Here is a 16935-nt window from a genome sequence, read left to right as displayed (position 1 = left end):
TTTTATGAGTGAGCGTAAAATTTCGCCACGCCATAGTAGCGCGATTCTGCAAGCATTTAGCAATGGTGTTACACCGCGTATTGGACTTGAACATGTGGTGGTTGGTCGCGGTGCAGAAATCGAGGCAATGCTTGATGACCTGGACTACAGGGTTGCCCAGGGTGGAGGGAGTTTCCGCCTGCTGGTAGGCCCTTATGGCTCGGGTAAAAGTTTTATGCTTCAGGTTATCCGCAATTACGCGCTCCAACGCAACTTTGTGGTTGCTGATGCTGATCTCAGCGCTGAACGACGTTTGACCGGAACCGCTGGCCAGGGAGTTAGCCTCTACCGTGAATTACTGAAGAATATGGCCATTCGCACACGTCCTGAAGGTGGTGCTTTTGCTCCGCTGCTTGAGCATTGGATGAATACTATCCAGGAACAGGTAATGCGATCCTCTGAGCTGTTGCCTGATAATCCCAGGTTTAACTTTCTGGTTGAACAGAAGGTGTCGGAGACTCTCCGCTCGATCAGCTTTTTATCAAATAGTTTCGATTTTGCACGCGTACTTTCCTTATACTGGCGTGCGTATCAGGCCGGAGATGACGTAAAAATGGAGCATGCGATACGTTGGTTGCGTGGTGAATATCAATTACTGAACGAAGTTCGTTTTGATCTGCAAGTCAACTCGATGGTGACAGATAAAAACTGGTATAACTATCTCAAGCTTTTTGCGTCCTTTTTCCAGTTGATCGGTTATAAAGGACTGATTATCTTTTTTGATGAAGCCGTCAACCTCTACAAAATTAGCAATACTGTTTCACGTAACAATAACTACGAGCAGTTATTAACGCTATTTAACGACGTTAATCAAGGCGTAGCCCAACATATCGGATTGATTTTCAGTGGCACCCCGCAACTTGTTGAAGATCCTAAACGTGGATTGTATAGTTATGAAGCACTTCGCTCTCGCTTGCAGGAGAGCCGCTTTGCTCAAAATGGCCGCCGTTCATTTGCAGGACCCATTATTCGCCTGGACACGCTTACCAATGAAGAGCTTTTTGTCCTCCTTCAAAAGCTCTGCCGTATCCATGCTCTTCACTACCATTACACTTCTGCGATTACTGACAGCGATATTCAGGAGTTTATGGAAGTTGTAACAGCACAGGTAGGCGCCAATCAATTTCTTACGCCGCGCGAGATAACACGTGATTTAATCGCTGTGTTGGAAATGATGAGGCGGGATAATACCATTGCGTTCTCTGATATTATTCACAAACGTGATTTTGTTGCTTCCCGCGAGCAATCAAATCCAGATGAATTAACACCACAGAATGAAATTCTCGATGACGACTCTTACTTTTCCGGATTTACCCTATGAGCACAGGTGATCCCTTTACGCGGTTAGCGCCGTTCATTCAAGAATATATTTATCAGAACGGTTGGGCAGATTTGCGTAGTATTCAAAAAGCCGCTATTCCCGCGATCATGGACACAGACGATCATGTGTTGATTATGAGTGGCACTGCCAGCGGCAAAACTGAAGCAGCTATGCTTCCAGCCTTAACGTTGTTAGATCAATCGCCAGCGCAGTCTGTCGGAATCCTTTATATAGGGCCGCTTAAAGCACTGATCAATGATCAGTTTGAGCGCATCGAAGGTTTGTTGTATGGGCGATCAGATCTTCCCATTCAGGGGTGGCATGGAGATATTGCATATCATCAAAAAAAGCGCTTTTTAAAACAGCCCCGCGGTATTTTGCAGATCACTCCCGAATCGATGGAAGCGATGTTTATGAATCGTGCCGGTGAACTGGGCATAATCTTTGGGGATTTACGTTTCATTATTATTGATGAGATCCATGCCTTCATTGGTACCGAACGCGGTCAGCAGGTACTTTGTCATCTTCAACGCCTGGAACGTGCTATTCGCCGCCCCGTTCGGCGTATTGGGTTGTCAGCAACTATTGGAGATGTTGACGTGGCGTTGCGATGGCTTCAAAGCAGCTCTCAATTTCAGACCCACGCACGCCTCGTGACGGAGTCGACGCAAGGACGACGAATTGAACTGCGTGTCAATCACATTGTGCTGGCTTCAGAGGAAAAGGCCTTCTATGCGGATGTAGCTCCGGAAGACATTGGCTTGTATTCTCGCCGCACGGCTTCTCCGCCGATAAGCCCTAGTTCACAACAAGAGATTCCAGAAGGATCGATATCCACTGAACCTCCTGATGTGCGTTGGGAGTTACAGCAAGATATCCAAGATTATTATGATGATCTTTTTGCTATTACGATGCGTTACCAAAAGACGCTGGTTTTTGCGAATCGTCGAAATAAGGCTGAACGTATTGCAGCCGAGCTTCGCCACCGCTTGAGCCAACAACGGCCTGGTATGGACTGGTATTTTGTTCATCATAGCAGTATTGCCGCCAGCTTGCGGGAATTTGCTGAGATGCGCATGCGTGAACAGGCTCAACAGTCAAGCGTCATTGCAACATCTTCCCTGGAATTGGGTATTGATATTGGGCATCTTGATGTAACAATTCAAGTCAACGCGCCGCATTCTGTATCCAGTTTTGTGCAAAGATTGGGGCGTTCCGGTCGTCGCGGAGCACCATCTCGCATGTGCCTTTATACGTTTGAGTATCTGGACAATAAAGCAGGTGCCCACTCCCAATGGGAACAAATACCCTGGGAGTTTCTCCAGACACTTGCTATCATTCAGCTCTATCTAGAAGAACGATGGATCGAGCCTCCAGATATTCCTACGATGCCATTGAGCCTGCTCTATCAGCAGACAATGAGTGTTCTGCGGGCAAGAACAGAATTAGTGCCATCTCAATTAGCCCAGTCTATCCTGACCCTGGTACCTTTCCAATCGGTGACATTAGATGAATATCGTCTTTTTCTTCAACACCTGATATCCCTTGATCATATTGCGCGCATGGATGAGGGAACGCTCATTGTGGGTATGAAAGGCGCTCAACTCACCAATCATTATTCTTTTTATGCTATTTTTGCCAACGAGCAGGAGTTCCGTGTGCTGGCAGGTGCACAGGAAGTTGGTACGATCCAACGCGTGCCTGAGGTGGAGGGTATCATCGGTCTGGCTGGATATGCGTGGCGAGTTATCTCGGTCGATGACCGTAAGAAAATTGTGCATGTAGAGCGAGCTAAAGGGGTCGTTGAGCAAAACTGGAAGACCCATGGAGAACTCCAATTTCATAAACAGATGATGCTACGTCTGCGCCGGATTTTACAGGAGGAGATAGTATATCCATATCTCTCTCCCCTTGCGAGGCAACGCTTATCTTTAATTCGCGATTTTGCCAGGCGATCTGATTGGCTTTCCAGTTGCGTTGTCTCTTTGGAACCTGGACGTTTCCTCTTGTTTCCCTGGACTGGATGGCGCATTTATAAAACGCTTTTTTACATTCTGATGCATATGGGCTGGTGTAGTTACAGCTCTGACTGTAACTATTATTTAGAAATCTCTCACAAAGGCAATAGCGCAGATGTTCTGACCGAGTTGCAAGCACTGAGCCCCCAGATACCTGATTTGGTGAATGCCATGATATCAAAGTTAAAAGACATATTTCTGTGGCGTGGAAAGTACGACTATCTGGCCCCTCGCGTTTTATTGGAGAAAGCTTATGTGAATGATGTTCTTGATGTTCCAGGAACAATGCAATGGTTAGCAACCTGTACTTAGCAAATAATAGCTTATATGATCTGTTTTGATTGTAGTTTAAAAGGCCGATACAATTGTTGGTAGATGCTTCGTGAGGGCATAAAATCCACCCAGCAGGTCATTTTCTATTTCTAGAAGTTGAAATAGTGGTGTTTTGTATTCGAGCGGAGCATAGGAAAAAAGGGGTTGCAGATGGTCCCAATTTTTCTGAGGATGTGTTGGGATCCGCTGCAGATTTGTCGTCTTGCCTATTTCAAAGACATCATGGTTCTCTAAGGTGAGAATGCGATAGACGCCTGATGTTGGCTGGAGTGTTTTTGTAATCTGTGCATGTAAGGGAAGAAACGCGCTCCAATCCAAGCCACTCATCCATTCTTTTTCATCAAAGGGATTTCCTATGAGTTTGAGCGGAGGATAGCTGGGACCGCTCGCGGGATTATCTGGGGCATCATCTGGGAGTTGTTCGCCCTGATATCCGTCGCTCCTGTTTTTTGATTTCATATAGCGTGCAGGGAAATGACCATGATTGCACAACACTGACTTCCCTCGTTCTAATCGATAGCGCCAGAGCAGATAACACTTTAATCCTCTAAGTGTTCTTGTGGGGTCCTGGATACTCTCTCTATCATGAATAACTGTTGCCGAACATTCATAGTGTAGCTGGTCCGAATCGTTCCACGCCCATAACGCCGGGGCAGCTGTATGTGGGTCGTTAAATGGCATTGTTTTTTTCTGGCTATTTGTGCGCAATGATCCTATACGTTCGCGCAGGTTTCGACCAGTTTCACCGATATAGAAAAGTTCATCTCGCGTAGTTGCGCGGATACGGTATAGGCCTGCATCTGCCGGGAGAGTTTTCCATGCCTCGTTGTCGGTGAATGAAATCCAAGGACCCCATTCCAGATTGGCCCATGTCGAGCTCATATAATTCATTGTATCTACTTCTTTAATTTTAGTGCCACAAGGTGTTATGCCCAAATCGGTATTGTAATGAGCATAACGGCACCTTATAGCACAATAATGGTTCCTTTATTTAATGTCAATGTGCTCCGCGAGCCAGCACAGGATGCCCTGTTCTCCTTTCCGGCCAATGATGATGTCTTTGATGGCTTGCGCTGTCTGCTGATCAACCGGCCTGCCATGAGCTAAACCGTTGCGCAGGTCTGCCATTTTCTCAACAGTGAGACGTCTCATGATAGCTTCTAGTTCACGTTCCGCTGTCCCAGATTTGCTGGCTCGTTCTAAAAGGACTTGCCAGTTCTGGCGATCGGCCGATTTCCCTGAGCGATTGCTATACAGGTAGGATGGGGTGCCAATTGTCCACCTGACTGAGAGGTTATAGCTGGCTTGATCTGGATCATAGAGGCGACGTTTGAGTTCTCGCTCTAAGGCGCGGCAATATTGGATAGCTGGCGCGGCCCAATCCCGGAGTCCCGTTTCTTGGTACTCGTCCCAGACATATTCGCCACTGAGGAGAATGTTGCGGGTTTCTTCAGCCAGGCATCTCGGATGTTGCTTCCAGTATTCGCCAAAGAGTAAATCGCGATAATATTTTTCCTGGAGCGCGACGCTGCCGCGCGTCTGGACGTATTTCTCAATCATTTCCCCGATGGTGTTGAGGATTTCGCTGCGCTGTTGTTCCGTTTGCCCCTGCTTGGCCTGTTCTTTCAACTGCTCGCCGAAGGTGCGGAACTCACTGATGCGCTGTTTCAACTCGTCCAGGTTGTTGGCCCGTTTGATACTGGGTAAGAAGGTGATTCGCTCGATAGCATGGCAGACTCTAGGATCCTGGTTGCAGTGTTGTTCTCGATTGACCAGGTCGAAGACGCCTCTGCCGATATGGGGCTTGGGGCAGATCACGTTGTAGGGTAGGGTTGTGTCATGACTGCAGTTGACGCTATCCCCATCAAGCATAATGCCGTGGCAGGCTAGTTGTTCTCGTTCAGGTAAACAGGCAATGGCGTGTGTAATGGTCGCATGGAGCCGCTCCTGAAGGATCGTGTTGGGCACGTCGGGTGTGAGCTTATAAAAGGAGATGCTGGTTTGCCTGGTAGTGCCAGGCGCATACGTCTGCTCATCATGGATTACTTCACGGGTGACGTGTTGGCCTTGAGGCGGTTCTTGCAGAGGCGGGAAAAAGATCGCTCCGTGGGTGGCATGATGGAGCTGCATGCTTCCCATAAGCCGTTGGATGGCTTCGCTGCACCTGGCGGCGCTATTAGTTCGTGTGGAGTACGCTGCGAGCATGACAAACGGCGGCTCTTGCCAGATGATGGTTTCCTTGTATTCTATGGTGAGCGGTTGTTCACGCTCGATGGTGAAATTGGGATGCGCAAGCGGGACATGTCTCCATCCCGCTTGCGTGCCACTGGTGGGAACCTGCTGGCGCTGGAAGGAGAAACGGTAGTGCTGTTCATTCCAGGTGAAGCTACAGGTTAGACGATCAACCTCAATACTGAGGGTCTCGGGCAGAATGGCCTGCTCCTGCTGCAACAGAGTCAAAATCTCCAGGGCGATCCATACTTCGTAGAGCCATTGATCGGCCTGCTCACCTTTGCGCCTGCTTCCTAAGGTCTGATGCCGTTGATCATGACCTTGACCAATGTGAAGAGCGCTGAACTCTTCCCACCACAAGAGCAGGTCACGGTAGGCGTTGACTCCTGATCGCAGCCGTTTGGTAACGTGCTGGACGAGCGTCTCCAGGTCGTAGCGACTGGCTTCCCCTATGAGGGTGCGCAGGTCAGGCGCTGCCAGCTCACGTTCGAGCTGTTCGTCGATCGTGACCAGCTGCTGGCGCTCCTGGGTAGTGAAGAGTTCCTCCTGCTGATCTCTGTTGAGGATGGTGCGCACTGTCTGACGAAGGTGACGCAGGATGGCGACGACCAGGATATTTTCGGGAATGCTGCTGTGCCGTAGCTGCTGAATGGTGTCGAAGCGCAATGGAGGCTGGTTCGGGGCCTCATGAAAAGTGCGCGTCAGGGTCCGTGTCCAATCGATCTCGCCGCGGGTGGGGGTCTCTTCCTGCCGTGTCAGGTGATCGACCTGCTGCTTCCACTGCTGCTTGATACGGGGCAGGATGTCGCTGAGCAGATCGCCGCTATAGGTGAGCAGTTTGATGTGTTCATCATACAACTGAAAAATAGGTATCGCTGTCAAACTGCTCCCGGCGAAAAAGGTGCGAAATGCCCCTTGAAAGAGATGCTGATCGTGCAGTAGCAGCAGACGCATCACGCGTCGCTGCAGATACTGTGACCATGCCTCTGCGCTGGCCTGTGTTTTGATGGGTGTAGTAGTGATGCTCATAGGCCATGCTCCGCTTTATAGGTCCGTAGACGACGCACGAAGTGAGGAAGGTGATAGGCTGGATGGTCGAGGTGGAAGACCTGATCCAGGATGTCCTGCTCGATCACGATTTCTTCCAGTTCCTCGTCCTCATCAGGATCGGTGTAGTGCTCAATGTCTTCATCGCACAAGAAGGGCTGCCCACGTTCGTCGACCAGCATGCTCAGGGCATCCAGGTGCGCGCCCAGGCGACGTGGTTTGAGCACGAGCTTATCCAGAACTTGCTGATATCGCTGGCTAAACGTCTCAGCGTCAAACTTGAGATACCAGATCAAAACATCTAACTCGTCGGGGAGCAAGACCTGGAGCTGATCGGCGATGATGTCGCAGAAGGCAGTATCTAGCGCCCCCATCCATTGGTCTGCGGTCGTAAACGCCCGTAAGATCCCCGGAGTGAGCCATTGGCGTATTAGCGTAATAGCCTGAGCTGTGCCCAATTGGCGATAGATGCGCAGAACCTCAAAGATGGGCCAGGCAACTTGGTAGAAGAGTGTAAACAGAGGATGTTCTTGGTCCCAATCACACTGATAGATTCCCTCCGCATCTGATTGGATGGTGACGACACCTGCCCACGTCACCGCATTCTCTTCGATGGTAATGTCCTGGTTGAGGTGTTTTAGGTCCCGGAGCGCTTTATACAGGACGATACTCTGTTCCTCACGGCGATAGGCGCGCGTTGGCGGCAGGATCTCGATGAAGGCGAAGCGTCGTTTGAGCGCTTCACTGATCTGGTTGAGATAGTTGCGATCAAAGCTATTAAGCGATCCGATGATGCGGAAATCCAGAGGGATAGGCAGTTCCGCGCTTCCGCTCTCGATGCCCACGCGCAAGACGTTGTGTCCACCCAGAGCGGTCAGGGCATCACCCAGCGCCCGGTCGATCGGTGCCCGATTGAACTCATCAATGACCAGCCATTGCCCCTTGAAGGTCTGTGTAATGCCACGGGCCAGGCTATTCGTTGTGGTGACACGTGTGCGCTGGAGTGATAGCATGCTCCAATCCTCTGTTCGCTCACCCTGGAAGGACCAGTTTTTCATGATGGCTGTGGTCAGGTGCCCATACTGGATTCTATAGCTTACCTGACCATCTTTCTGATGTGGGACGATACCGCTGATCAAGGTCCGGGTACTCCAATCGTCGGTTGCCGTCACCAGGCGAGTGGTATAGGCTGTCTCTGTAATGTTATTGGCATCCCCCGGCGCGCCATTAGCTTCGGGACCCTCTGCTTCATCCATGTGTTCCGAGTCGGCTGCCATTGGGCTTCGCCAGAGGACTTCAGGAATGATGCGCGCCAGATCCGTTTTACCCGTTCCCGGAGGGCCTGTCAGAATGACATGTCCAGATAAGAGTGCATGGTAGATTCGCCGGATTACCTGCTCATCGACCAGAATATGGCGCTGGACCTCACGAATATTTTCTGATAGCCATGGTTCTGGGATAGGTAGGAGTGGTTCATGTTCTATAAACAATGAGCGGTGCGATGCAAGCTCATCATCGGCTTTCTCTCGATATTCGCTTGAGAGACTATCTTGTTCTTCCATGTGCAGGTGTTGTGTCGGTGTGCTGGAAAGCAGTTCCGCATTATCGTTCTCTTTCATCAGCACGGTATCGGATGTGATCAGCTCTTTCCGATGGTTCATCGACCACCAGATAAAGTACTCCCGCCAATAGGCGGGTGGAAGAAGGGACGTGATCTGTGGTGCTGCCTCTCTCACGGCATCGAAGAGCGATAAAAAGGCACTGTATTGTGCGCCGGTACGAATGATAAAGTCAGATCCGCTCGGCTTGAGCTCTGTATGGTTGGGGAGCAAGCCGCCTCGGACCAGTTTGACGGTGCTTTCACGGACATATTGTGTGCTGATGAGAAGCTCACCCTGGGGATCAAGCCAATGCGCGAATTGAGACATGATAAATGCGCTGCTGATGGGACTGATTATGGAATGAACACTGAGTCCTGTGTCCTGCAAGCGGTTTTTCTCCTGCTGCAGAAACGTGTAACACTGTTCGATTTTGTGTCCCAGAGTGCGTGCGTTGAGATCCTGAAGGAGGGCTCGGAATTGCTCGCTGGCCTCAGGATTACTTCCAACATAATGTTTGGCGAACTTCTGCAGCGTGGTGTTGAAATACCCCCTGTTATTTTTTCCGACGTACCAGCCATTCTGTGGCAACAGTAACACAGCACTCATTTGAGCGAACGTTGTGTCGCCCCGAATGAATTCATGGAGTGCTGGTTGAATGCCTGGTATTGATTGTAGACGTCTGTTCGCACTTTGTTTCAGAATTTCCATATAGGGCTGATCATTCAGGAATCGTTGGGCGATCTCTGCGAGGGGTTGTGTAATCATACGATGAGTTTCTTCCAATCTAGACAATATGTTGGACAGTAGTCTGCTTGCTCCTCCCAATAGTATGGATGAGCGCTCTCTGCCCAGACGCCGGAAATACTACGAAATAAGAGCTGTATCGTAGTAAGCTCCTCAGTGGAGGTGATAGATTTAAGCTCATGTAAGTATATATATGCATAAAACTAATTATTAGCATTTTAACTCATAGATGCAGCAAGATAAAGCTTTTTTCTACAATTATGGTAGGTAACATGAAAAATTGGATGCGCCCAAATGACTTTGTATGGCTTTCCTCTCGACCACTTTGGTCGGTTGGAGCCAAGTATGGTATCTCGGTAGAGATTGGTGCGCACGCAAAATCCTAAAGCATGGCAAGAACGTATCTTTGTAAAGTCAGCGATACCCTGTGGGAACGAGCGGAACCCCTGATCTCAGCTCGTTCGCTTTACCCGAAGAGAGGACGGCATGTAGTTACTGATTGGCAGATGTTTTGAGCTATAATCTACGCACTTCGTACTGGCTCCAACAAAGCGCTGAGTACGGCGAATACCCATTCACTATGAGGTCGATTAATTCTGGAAGGCTCTCGTATGGAGCCCCTTTTTGTTGGCACATGATTTGTTATATATTTTGCGATTAAAATTATTTATTATGTATATTTTGAATTTAAGATGTTAATAGGAATTTTCCATGCTCAACGCATAGTCGCTTTTGCAGTCATGTATACAAGCCTTTTCATGATATACCATACATAGATAGAAATAAGTCCTCTTCTTTGTCTTGCTGCATCGAAATAGATTACACTAGTCCCAGGAGTTCAGGATGCGGATGTTCAGCAGTTCTCCTTTGTTAGAATATAAAATCGCTGAACTCCTTGCGTTTTGGTTCATCGCGTTCTTTTGAAAATTGTTGGGGAACATCAATGCCCCAAAAAGAAAGTGAGAAATACTATGACAGACAACCAGAAAGATCCAAAAAAACAAGACACCGAAGAAACCAACAAGATTCGCGTAGATCGTTTTACGTGGAAACCAGGAGATCTTGTGCTTGTTGACAATAACCCAAAAGACTCAGACAAGAAAATGCTATCTAAAAAGTACCCGAAGAAACAGTAAACGGCACACGCGACATTACGTAAGACGCCTAATCAACTAGAACCGTAGCAGGCCGAGGAAACAGCATTATTATTTGCAGGTGAGCTTTTCCCACTTTTGTGGCGCAGGGAAACCTTTATAATGGTACCGGAATCCTGGGTCCATCAAAGTTTACCAATACGGCTATGGTATGCACATTTTCCATAACCCTGTTAACTTTAATCGCATTGCAACTGCATCCATACTTATTCCATAATGGTTGGCAATGCTACTAACACTTGCTCCCTGCCTCACAATTTGCAAAAGGGGAGCATAGGGCAGCAAGAGTGCTAATCCATAACTATGTGCTTCTAATTCTTGCTCATCACTATATCGTGTTTCAAGGGATTTTTGCGTTGTAATAGTGACTGTTTGATGATTAAATACCAAATGCCCAAACTCATGGGCAATGGTAAATGTACGTCGCGACAAACTGTGATCAGGATTTATCATAATTATATAATTGCCATTGTTAATATGGAGGGTTACTCCTGACCAGCGTTGTTCAAACTCTCCTTGTACGGAGCGTCCGTAATGAGTATTATAGGATGCGTATGTCTCTAAAATTTTGGTAACGTCGTGAAATTTAATCAATTGTCGAGGATCGCAGGGTTCTCCAAAACGACAACCAAGTGCTTTTCTATCAGCAAGAGTGAATTTTTCAATTTCTCGCTGAAGAGGTATTCCAGGAAGATCGTTGGAATACCGCAATGTAATATCTCTCTTCATGAGTGGCACTTTCCATCACAACTCACAATTATTCCTGTATCGCTTTTTCGTAGGCTTCCCGCACCAACGCAGCAATCTTCTCGGCCTGATCAAGAGTTAGATTCTTATCTGCCCGTAAAAAAGCGGCAATTTGTTCTGGCGTGTGACCCGATGGGGTAATATCATAAGCTAGCAAGAGTTGCCTTTCTTCTTCGATCGATACTTGTAGCACCTGGCAAAGTGCTCGGACAAGTTTCTGTGACGGTCGCCGTTCTCCGCTCTCTAATTGTGCTATCATGCTACGGGAGACTTCCGCCCGCTTAGCCAAATCTGCCTGTGTAATATTGACTTTTTGACGGAGGGAAGCGAGAAACTTCCCTCCTTGGATATTTGATGATTGCGAAATTGTCATGCCTAGACCTCTATTTCCTCGGCCACCTCCAAAGAAACCTCAGCGGGAAAGACCGAGATAATTGCACTCTTTTTACCATCCATCTTTCGCACAGTCAATCCATTAGCCTGCCAACTCTGTTTAACCGTATCCAGATGGGTAATCATGATAATGTGCTCAAAGATACCTCGTTGCAATACATTAGCAAAGATGCGTTGTACGGCCTCGCAACGCTCTTCATCCAATGAAGAAAGAACTTCGTCCAGCACAAGGAATTTGACGCGCCCTCTCTTGGTAACTGTTTGGGCCCGTTCAGCCAAGGCAATACGTAAGCAGAGTCCTAGCAGCGATTTTTCTCCTCCTGATAAGCGCTGAATGGAATAGGCAGCATGCTCAGCATCAAGATACTGTAGTATATCTCCATCAAATCTTACACCCAAGATGGATTGATCGGTAATTGCATGCATGAGTAACTCCGTTGTACGGCGCATAACTTCTTCAGTATTAGCCTCGAAGAAGTGTTTTTTGAATTCCTCTAGATGGTTTTGTAAATGTTCTTCCCTTATATGTTCTTGAACGTATGTCCCAAATCGGTAATGTTGAGACTGCATTGCGTCAAAGTCTTTTTGTTCCTTATCCGCAAGTGATTGAACAGATATGCAGTCAATTTGCGACTGATGCAGTTGACCTTGCTTGCTTTCTGTTTGCCGACGTAGCTGCTCTAGTTGTATTTTCGCGGTTTCAAAGCGTTCTGAATCGTAATTGAGGGTACTTTGCTGCTCATGGATCTCTTGCTTTTCCCCTTCAAGAGTATGCTGTTCTTCCTGTTTATTAAAGAGATTTTCCTGGATGAAAGGGATCTGTTTATAGGTTGCTACTTGAGGTTCTAATAACTGCAATGTTTGCTTTGCCAGATCAAGTTTTTTGCGTATTATTCCTTCTTCTTGAGGATCAGGTGTAGTTTCTTGCTGGTTGAGCCATACCTGTTGTTTCTCCGCGAGGACGATGCGAGCACGTTTTCTTTCTTCAAATCGGCTATGAATCACGGTGATTTTATCTTCAATAATTCGAGCTTGTTCTTGCTTTTGTTCGAAAACACGTTTGGCCTGCTTTTTATCCGCTTCCCATTGACGTTTTTTTGTATCTATACGTTGCTTATCCGTTTTTAACTGTGCTTTCTGCAATGGCAATGTTTCTTGGAACCAAAGATTGAAATGTTGTATGAGTTGTTGGGTAGCGTGTCCAGTTAAAGGTTGATGACAGGTAGGACAATGATCTGTTCCTATACTACTGTTAAGCTGTTTCTGTGCATCGGTATTCTGTTGGAATTCAAGGGCCAGACGAGTATCGCGCGTGTGCCATAGCTCATAGTCTGCTGTTGTAGGATCATTATCGATGAGCGTTTCTAGGTTGTGTTGGGCTTGTATCATATTCTCTCGTGAGAGATTCAATGCCTCTTGGAGATCACTGAGTGTGTTGAATTCACGATCGAGACTCTCTACTAGCTCCTGGGCCTGCTGGTATGCCTGATAGTGTTGCTCAATTACGGGAAGGCGTGCGAGGCGTTTTTCATAGGATTGAATTTCTTTTTGCCAGTGTTCGTACTGGGATACGGCTGGAGCATATTGTTCAGCCAATACCAAGTCGTTTTGGTACTTTTGAATATCCTGCTGGATCTGGTTTAAGCGCCCTTCAAATCCGATAATCATCTTCTGATAGTCATTGTAACTTTTCTGAACCTCTTCTAGACGGTCGAAAGCTTGCTCAGCTTGTTTGACTTCTTCCTGAGCTATCCTGAACTGGGTTGAAAGTTCTGATACCTCATTCTTTTTCTGAGAAACACTGCGAATAGCATCCTGGAGCTGCTGATGCTTTTGTGTAATAGCTTGCTCGAACTTTTTCTGGAACTTTTGGGTATATTGTGTTTTAGTATGAATTGCACGTGCACCATTAAAGCTCTCAATGAGCTCACGCGCTTCATTATCTAGGGAAAAGTCTGTGCAAATGTTTTCACCCAATGTACTAATTCTGCCTTTTGCTCGCTCACATTGCCTGGTTTGTAACTCGATAGCTTTTGCCAAAATATCCATGTTAAGAACAGTTTCAATTGCTGCACGCCGCTTGGTGGCTGTGTCGCTCACTAAGCCTGCCGTATCACCTTGTAGAGCAACATAAATGCGTGCGAACTGTTCACGTCCTAATCCTCCAAGCAAAGCAGATATTCGTTTTGAGGTTTCTTTTCCGCTATTCGGCCCTCCTTGAATCTGCAAAATACCGTTGATGCGCAGTTCTGCAACGTTACCTGCACGAATAACATGGATGTCTTGGTCATCGATAGTGAGTTTACACTCTACACGAACAGGCCCGCTATGGGAGTCAGTTCGTATATCTTTATCTTGCCCGGGTCTGGCAGGGCCGAAGAGAGCGTACAGTATCGCTTCAATGAGCGTGCTTTTGCCTGCTCCGTTGTCTCCGCTAATTACGGTTAGACCTGGTATAAATGCAACGTCATGTGCGCCGGCGAAACGTCGGAAGTTTTGTAGTTGCAAGGTAAGCGCCGTCTGATTCATCCTTCATTCTCCTTCTTGTGCATAAGCAGACTGTAGTAACTGTTGTGCCTCTTCAATCTTTCTCAATCCGGCCTCTTTATACCAGGTTCTAGCTTCTTCATCTGGCTCATACTGTTCGAGGAAGTATTCCCACTGGTGATCAAGCGTTGCTTCAGACACTGCTGCAGCACTTGAAGTAGTAGAAATATGTTGTAGCCTGGGGTGTATACTACAATACCGTACACGCTGGCGCAGGGTCGCGATCTCTGCATGGTCTAGTTGCAGCCAGACATCGGGGTGGATATTGAGAATTTCTAGTGTGACAAGTGCATGGGCTGGGAATTCAGCAAGCAAACATTCGCGGATTGCCATCATCAGTGCATCTGCATTCATATCGAGTGCATCAATATTTTTTAATCTCAGGAGTGGGCGTGCTTGACTGTTAGCCAAGGTGTATATTTCAGCCGATTGTTCTCGAGACAAGCGGACATCAATTGCACCATGCACAGCATAAGCATCCTTGGGGTCTAAAGGATAATTCATCGCCTCTCCAAACGTGAGTGGCTCTAAACTACCTGCATAGTATGCTGGTACATGGTGTAGTGGTTGGTACCGATGAATATGCCAATCACCTAGTGCTGCATAATGCCAGCCCCGATTTAAGATGTCTACCGGGATAGTATGCGCCATTTTATACAAGCTATTTAGTTCAGCCATGTTGGATACACGACCGTGTGTAAGAAGGACATTTACGTATCCCTCTATAGGGTAGACGTGTGTAAAGTCTGGCTGACCTCGCAGAGCGCTATATGGAAGAGCGTGAATGGCTAGTTTCTCTAGCTTATCGCTCTTGGGGCCAGTTATGTGTTGCCAGCATGTATCACGTAATATTCTACTCACACTACCATTCACAACTATAGCACCTAATGCGCTAAGGAAAGTTGTAGGGCTACCAGTATGTAGAATACTCGATGTGTCGTGGTTCCCGTCTATAATCACGACAGCGATGTTATTTGAGGTTAGTTTGCGTACCATTCTGGCTGCACAGGTGATTGCACGCGGTGAGGGTGATGGTTTATGAAAGATGTCACCAGCAAGGAGCACAATATCAACCGGTGGTTGGGCGCTGACAATCTCCGCTGTGATGTTTTGAACTGCGTGTTCGATATCGACCTCTCGTAGATAGCGCCCAGCTTTCTGCGTGCTTTCTGCTTCAGTAACTAATAAATTGTTTGGACCAGAATAGCCCAGGTGAAGATCGGCCAGGTGTATCAGGCGGATAGCTGTCATTACCATTCCTCCTCATCTGCTAAAAAGTTTGGTGGTGTCGGCGTTTGGGTGATATCAATCTTTTTCATAGGGTAAGTAATGGCAATATTCTCTACAAATTTTTGCCAAGGAGAAAGTTTTGCTGGTAGGTTGTTGGAATGCGAATAATATATTTCAACATTGCGTAGCAAGTTAAGCAGGTCTTTCTGCACATCTGACTTTTTCTGTGAAGGCTGCGCTTGTATTATGCCCTCTAGTACGTCTCGGACGGTAGATAAGAGGGGTGCGTGCTCAGAGTCGAGCCTACTTATTCTCTGGAAGACGCAATCCGCAAGCGAGCGATCCTCTACTGGTGGGAAATGTTCCTTCCAGGTCTGTGCTCCGCTCATCACAAATGGCCGAGGAAATTGAGTGAAAACGGCTGTGCGTAATGATGGGTATTGTAACAGAGCCTGTCCCGGTTCAAGCTGTGTCAGGCGAGCTTTGAATTCCTGCGACAGGGGTGTATACATACGATCGCTGAGCTCGTGTTCGGGAGTACGCATTGAATAATGAACCGAGGCGGCTTTGAGAATGTCCTCATTGATGCCACTACGGAACTGGCCTGCTCCAAACAGAACAATACCGCGATCACGTGTGGTGCGTGCAAGCTGAGATAGGTATTCACCTATCCCCCCATTCCCGTTACGTGGTGCTAGACGGTTCAATTCATCAGCAAAAACAATGACATGATCAACCCCACACGTACCTTTGGTCATTGCTTCTGTCAGTTGTTTCAAGATGTAGGCGGTGATAATTTTAATGGCACTATCCGCAACCTGAAGGTCGCTTGGATTAGCCATAATGCGCTCAATATCAACTACGATCATATCGTAGGGTTGTAAGTCGGTAAGTTTATCCAAGCCAAAACCTTTGCCAGTTACATCAATGAGCCCTTTTAATGTGGCTGGTAGTGAGCGAAATCGCTGCTCAACCGCTCGAATCGTATTCAGATTGAAATTTTCCCAGCGACTGCTTTTGCGTGCGTTCTGAGGTTTTCTAATTTCTTGTTCGAAGAGAGCAAGTATATCTGCTAATGTAAAACCATATGGGTGGGTTTCATCCAAGTATTGCTCAATTTCAGCAATGAGTGCTGATACTGTTGTAGACGCTTTATCAAAGAACAGGCTAAGATAAGACCAGATATCTTGAATACCCAGAGCGAAGTCGCGCGTTTCGCTGTATCCAGGGATATCAGCCGCAGGATTGGAACGGAGCGAATAGCGATTAATACCATCCTCTTTAAGAGGTGTATAGACGATAACACGACGGAAGGGCTTCTTATCTACGTCAACCCCGGCTGCGCGCCACATCCGTTTATCGTGTTCTTCTAAATCCTCAGGAGCGAGATGATCAAGAAACAGTAGATCTGCTCCTTTGACATTGATCGCCAATGTGGCAATGCCCGGAACCTTCAACCTCCTCATACTAATTTTCCTCTTCCATATTTTGTAGCTGTGCATATAAGGAGATGGTGAGCGTCAGGAATA

The 16935-nt window shown here is 47.3% G+C and carries 11 protein-coding genes; 3 read left to right on the top strand and 8 right to left on the bottom strand.

Annotated features, from left to right (window positions below; all coding sequences use genetic code 11):
* The first annotated feature begins 4 nt into the window (after nucleotides 1-4).
* Together AABA21_RS05735 and AABA21_RS05730 are read left to right on the top strand one after the other, a co-directional pair.
* On the top strand, nucleotides 5-1360 hold the full coding sequence (locus AABA21_RS05735) for an ATP-binding protein (protein ID WP_338248031.1): 1356 nt from the start codon (nucleotides 5-7) through the stop codon (nucleotides 1358-1360).
* The gene (locus AABA21_RS05730; RefSeq protein WP_338248030.1) at nucleotides 1357-3690 is read left to right on the top strand and encodes a DEAD/DEAH box helicase; all 2334 of its coding nucleotides are present in this window, start codon (nucleotides 1357-1359) and stop codon (nucleotides 3688-3690) included. Before AABA21_RS05735 ends, AABA21_RS05730 begins: the two co-directional genes overlap by 4 nt.
* Nucleotides 3691-3726: 36 nt before the next feature.
* On the opposite strand, the gene AABA21_RS05725 is transcribed toward AABA21_RS05730, so the two are convergent.
* From AABA21_RS05725 to AABA21_RS05715, 3 genes are all read right to left on the bottom strand, one after another.
* A complete protein-coding gene (locus tag AABA21_RS05725; RefSeq protein ID WP_338248029.1) occupies nucleotides 3727-4602 on the bottom strand; it encodes a hypothetical protein in 876 nt (291 codons plus the stop codon).
* A 96-nt stretch (nucleotides 4603-4698) separates the two neighbouring features.
* Nucleotides 4699-6972 carry a hypothetical protein gene (locus AABA21_RS05720; RefSeq protein ID WP_338248028.1) on the bottom strand — a complete coding sequence of 758 codons (2274 nt, stop codon included), beginning with the start codon at nucleotides 6970-6972 and terminating at the stop codon, nucleotides 4699-4701.
* Nucleotides 6969-9356 (bottom strand): AAA family ATPase, encoded by a 2388-nt coding sequence (locus AABA21_RS05715; RefSeq protein ID WP_338248027.1) that lies wholly within the window; start codon nucleotides 9354-9356, stop codon nucleotides 6969-6971. The genes AABA21_RS05720 and AABA21_RS05715 overlap by 4 nt, the downstream gene beginning before the upstream one ends.
* 950 nt (nucleotides 9357-10306) lie before the next feature.
* Here AABA21_RS05715 and AABA21_RS05710 point away from each other — a divergent pair.
* Entirely contained in the window at nucleotides 10307-10471 is a 165-nt protein-coding gene (locus AABA21_RS05710) for a hypothetical protein (protein ID WP_338248026.1), read from the top strand.
* A gap of 162 nt (nucleotides 10472-10633) precedes the next feature.
* Here AABA21_RS05710 and AABA21_RS05705 read toward each other — a convergent pair whose 3' ends face one another.
* From AABA21_RS05705 to AABA21_RS05685, 5 genes are read right to left on the bottom strand one after another with little or no spacing between them, the layout of a single operon-like run.
* Nucleotides 10634-11218 carry an ImmA/IrrE family metallo-endopeptidase gene (locus AABA21_RS05705; RefSeq protein WP_338248025.1) on the bottom strand — a complete coding sequence of 195 codons (585 nt, stop codon included), beginning with the start codon at nucleotides 11216-11218 and terminating at the stop codon, nucleotides 10634-10636.
* A gap of 28 nt (nucleotides 11219-11246) precedes the next feature.
* Nucleotides 11247-11609 (bottom strand): helix-turn-helix transcriptional regulator, encoded by a 363-nt coding sequence (locus AABA21_RS05700; protein WP_338248024.1) that lies wholly within the window; start codon nucleotides 11607-11609, stop codon nucleotides 11247-11249.
* Between the two features lie 2 nt (nucleotides 11610-11611).
* Entirely contained in the window at nucleotides 11612-14158 is a 2547-nt protein-coding gene (locus AABA21_RS05695; RefSeq protein ID WP_338248023.1) for an AAA family ATPase, read from the bottom strand.
* 3 nt (nucleotides 14159-14161) lie between these two features.
* Nucleotides 14162-15427, bottom strand: coding sequence for a metallophosphoesterase family protein (locus AABA21_RS05690; RefSeq protein ID WP_338248022.1), 1266 nt, complete (start codon nucleotides 15425-15427; stop codon nucleotides 14162-14164).
* On the bottom strand, nucleotides 15427-16872 hold the full coding sequence (locus tag AABA21_RS05685; protein WP_338248021.1) for a hypothetical protein: 1446 nt from the start codon (nucleotides 16870-16872) through the stop codon (nucleotides 15427-15429). The genes AABA21_RS05690 and AABA21_RS05685 overlap by 1 nt, the downstream gene beginning before the upstream one ends.
* Nucleotides 16873-16935 lie beyond the last annotated feature (63 nt).

Source organism: Dictyobacter halimunensis, from assembly GCF_036245075.1.
Note: the sequence above shows the minus strand (reverse complement) of the source record. Positions and strands in the feature narration are given on the sequence as shown.

Bases quoted from the DNA above. Each gene is read 5' to 3' on its own strand.
- AABA21_RS05735 (WP_338248031.1), top strand. From the start codon at position 5: ATGAGTGAGCGTAAAATTTCGCCACGCCATAGTAGCGCGATTCTGCAA.
- AABA21_RS05730 (WP_338248030.1), top strand. From the start codon at position 1,357: ATGAGCACAGGTGATCCCTTTACGCGGTTAGCGCCGTTCATTCAAGAA.
- AABA21_RS05725 (WP_338248029.1), bottom strand. From the start codon at position 4,602: ATGAATTATATGAGCTCGACATGGGCCAATCTGGAATGGGGTCCTTGG.
- AABA21_RS05720 (WP_338248028.1), bottom strand. From the start codon at position 6,972: ATGAGCATCACTACTACACCCATCAAAACACAGGCCAGCGCAGAGGCA.
- AABA21_RS05715 (WP_338248027.1), bottom strand. From the start codon at position 9,356: ATGATTACACAACCCCTCGCAGAGATCGCCCAACGATTCCTGAATGAT.
- AABA21_RS05710 (WP_338248026.1), top strand. From the start codon at position 10,307: ATGACAGACAACCAGAAAGATCCAAAAAAACAAGACACCGAAGAAACC.
- AABA21_RS05705 (WP_338248025.1), bottom strand. From the start codon at position 11,218: ATGAAGAGAGATATTACATTGCGGTATTCCAACGATCTTCCTGGAATA.
- AABA21_RS05700 (WP_338248024.1), bottom strand. From the start codon at position 11,609: ATGACAATTTCGCAATCATCAAATATCCAAGGAGGGAAGTTTCTCGCT.
- AABA21_RS05695 (WP_338248023.1), bottom strand. From the start codon at position 14,158: ATGAATCAGACGGCGCTTACCTTGCAACTACAAAACTTCCGACGTTTC.
- AABA21_RS05690 (WP_338248022.1), bottom strand. From the start codon at position 15,427: ATGACAGCTATCCGCCTGATACACCTGGCCGATCTTCACCTGGGCTAT.
- AABA21_RS05685 (WP_338248021.1), bottom strand. From the start codon at position 16,872: ATGAGGAGGTTGAAGGTTCCGGGCATTGCCACATTGGCGATCAATGTC.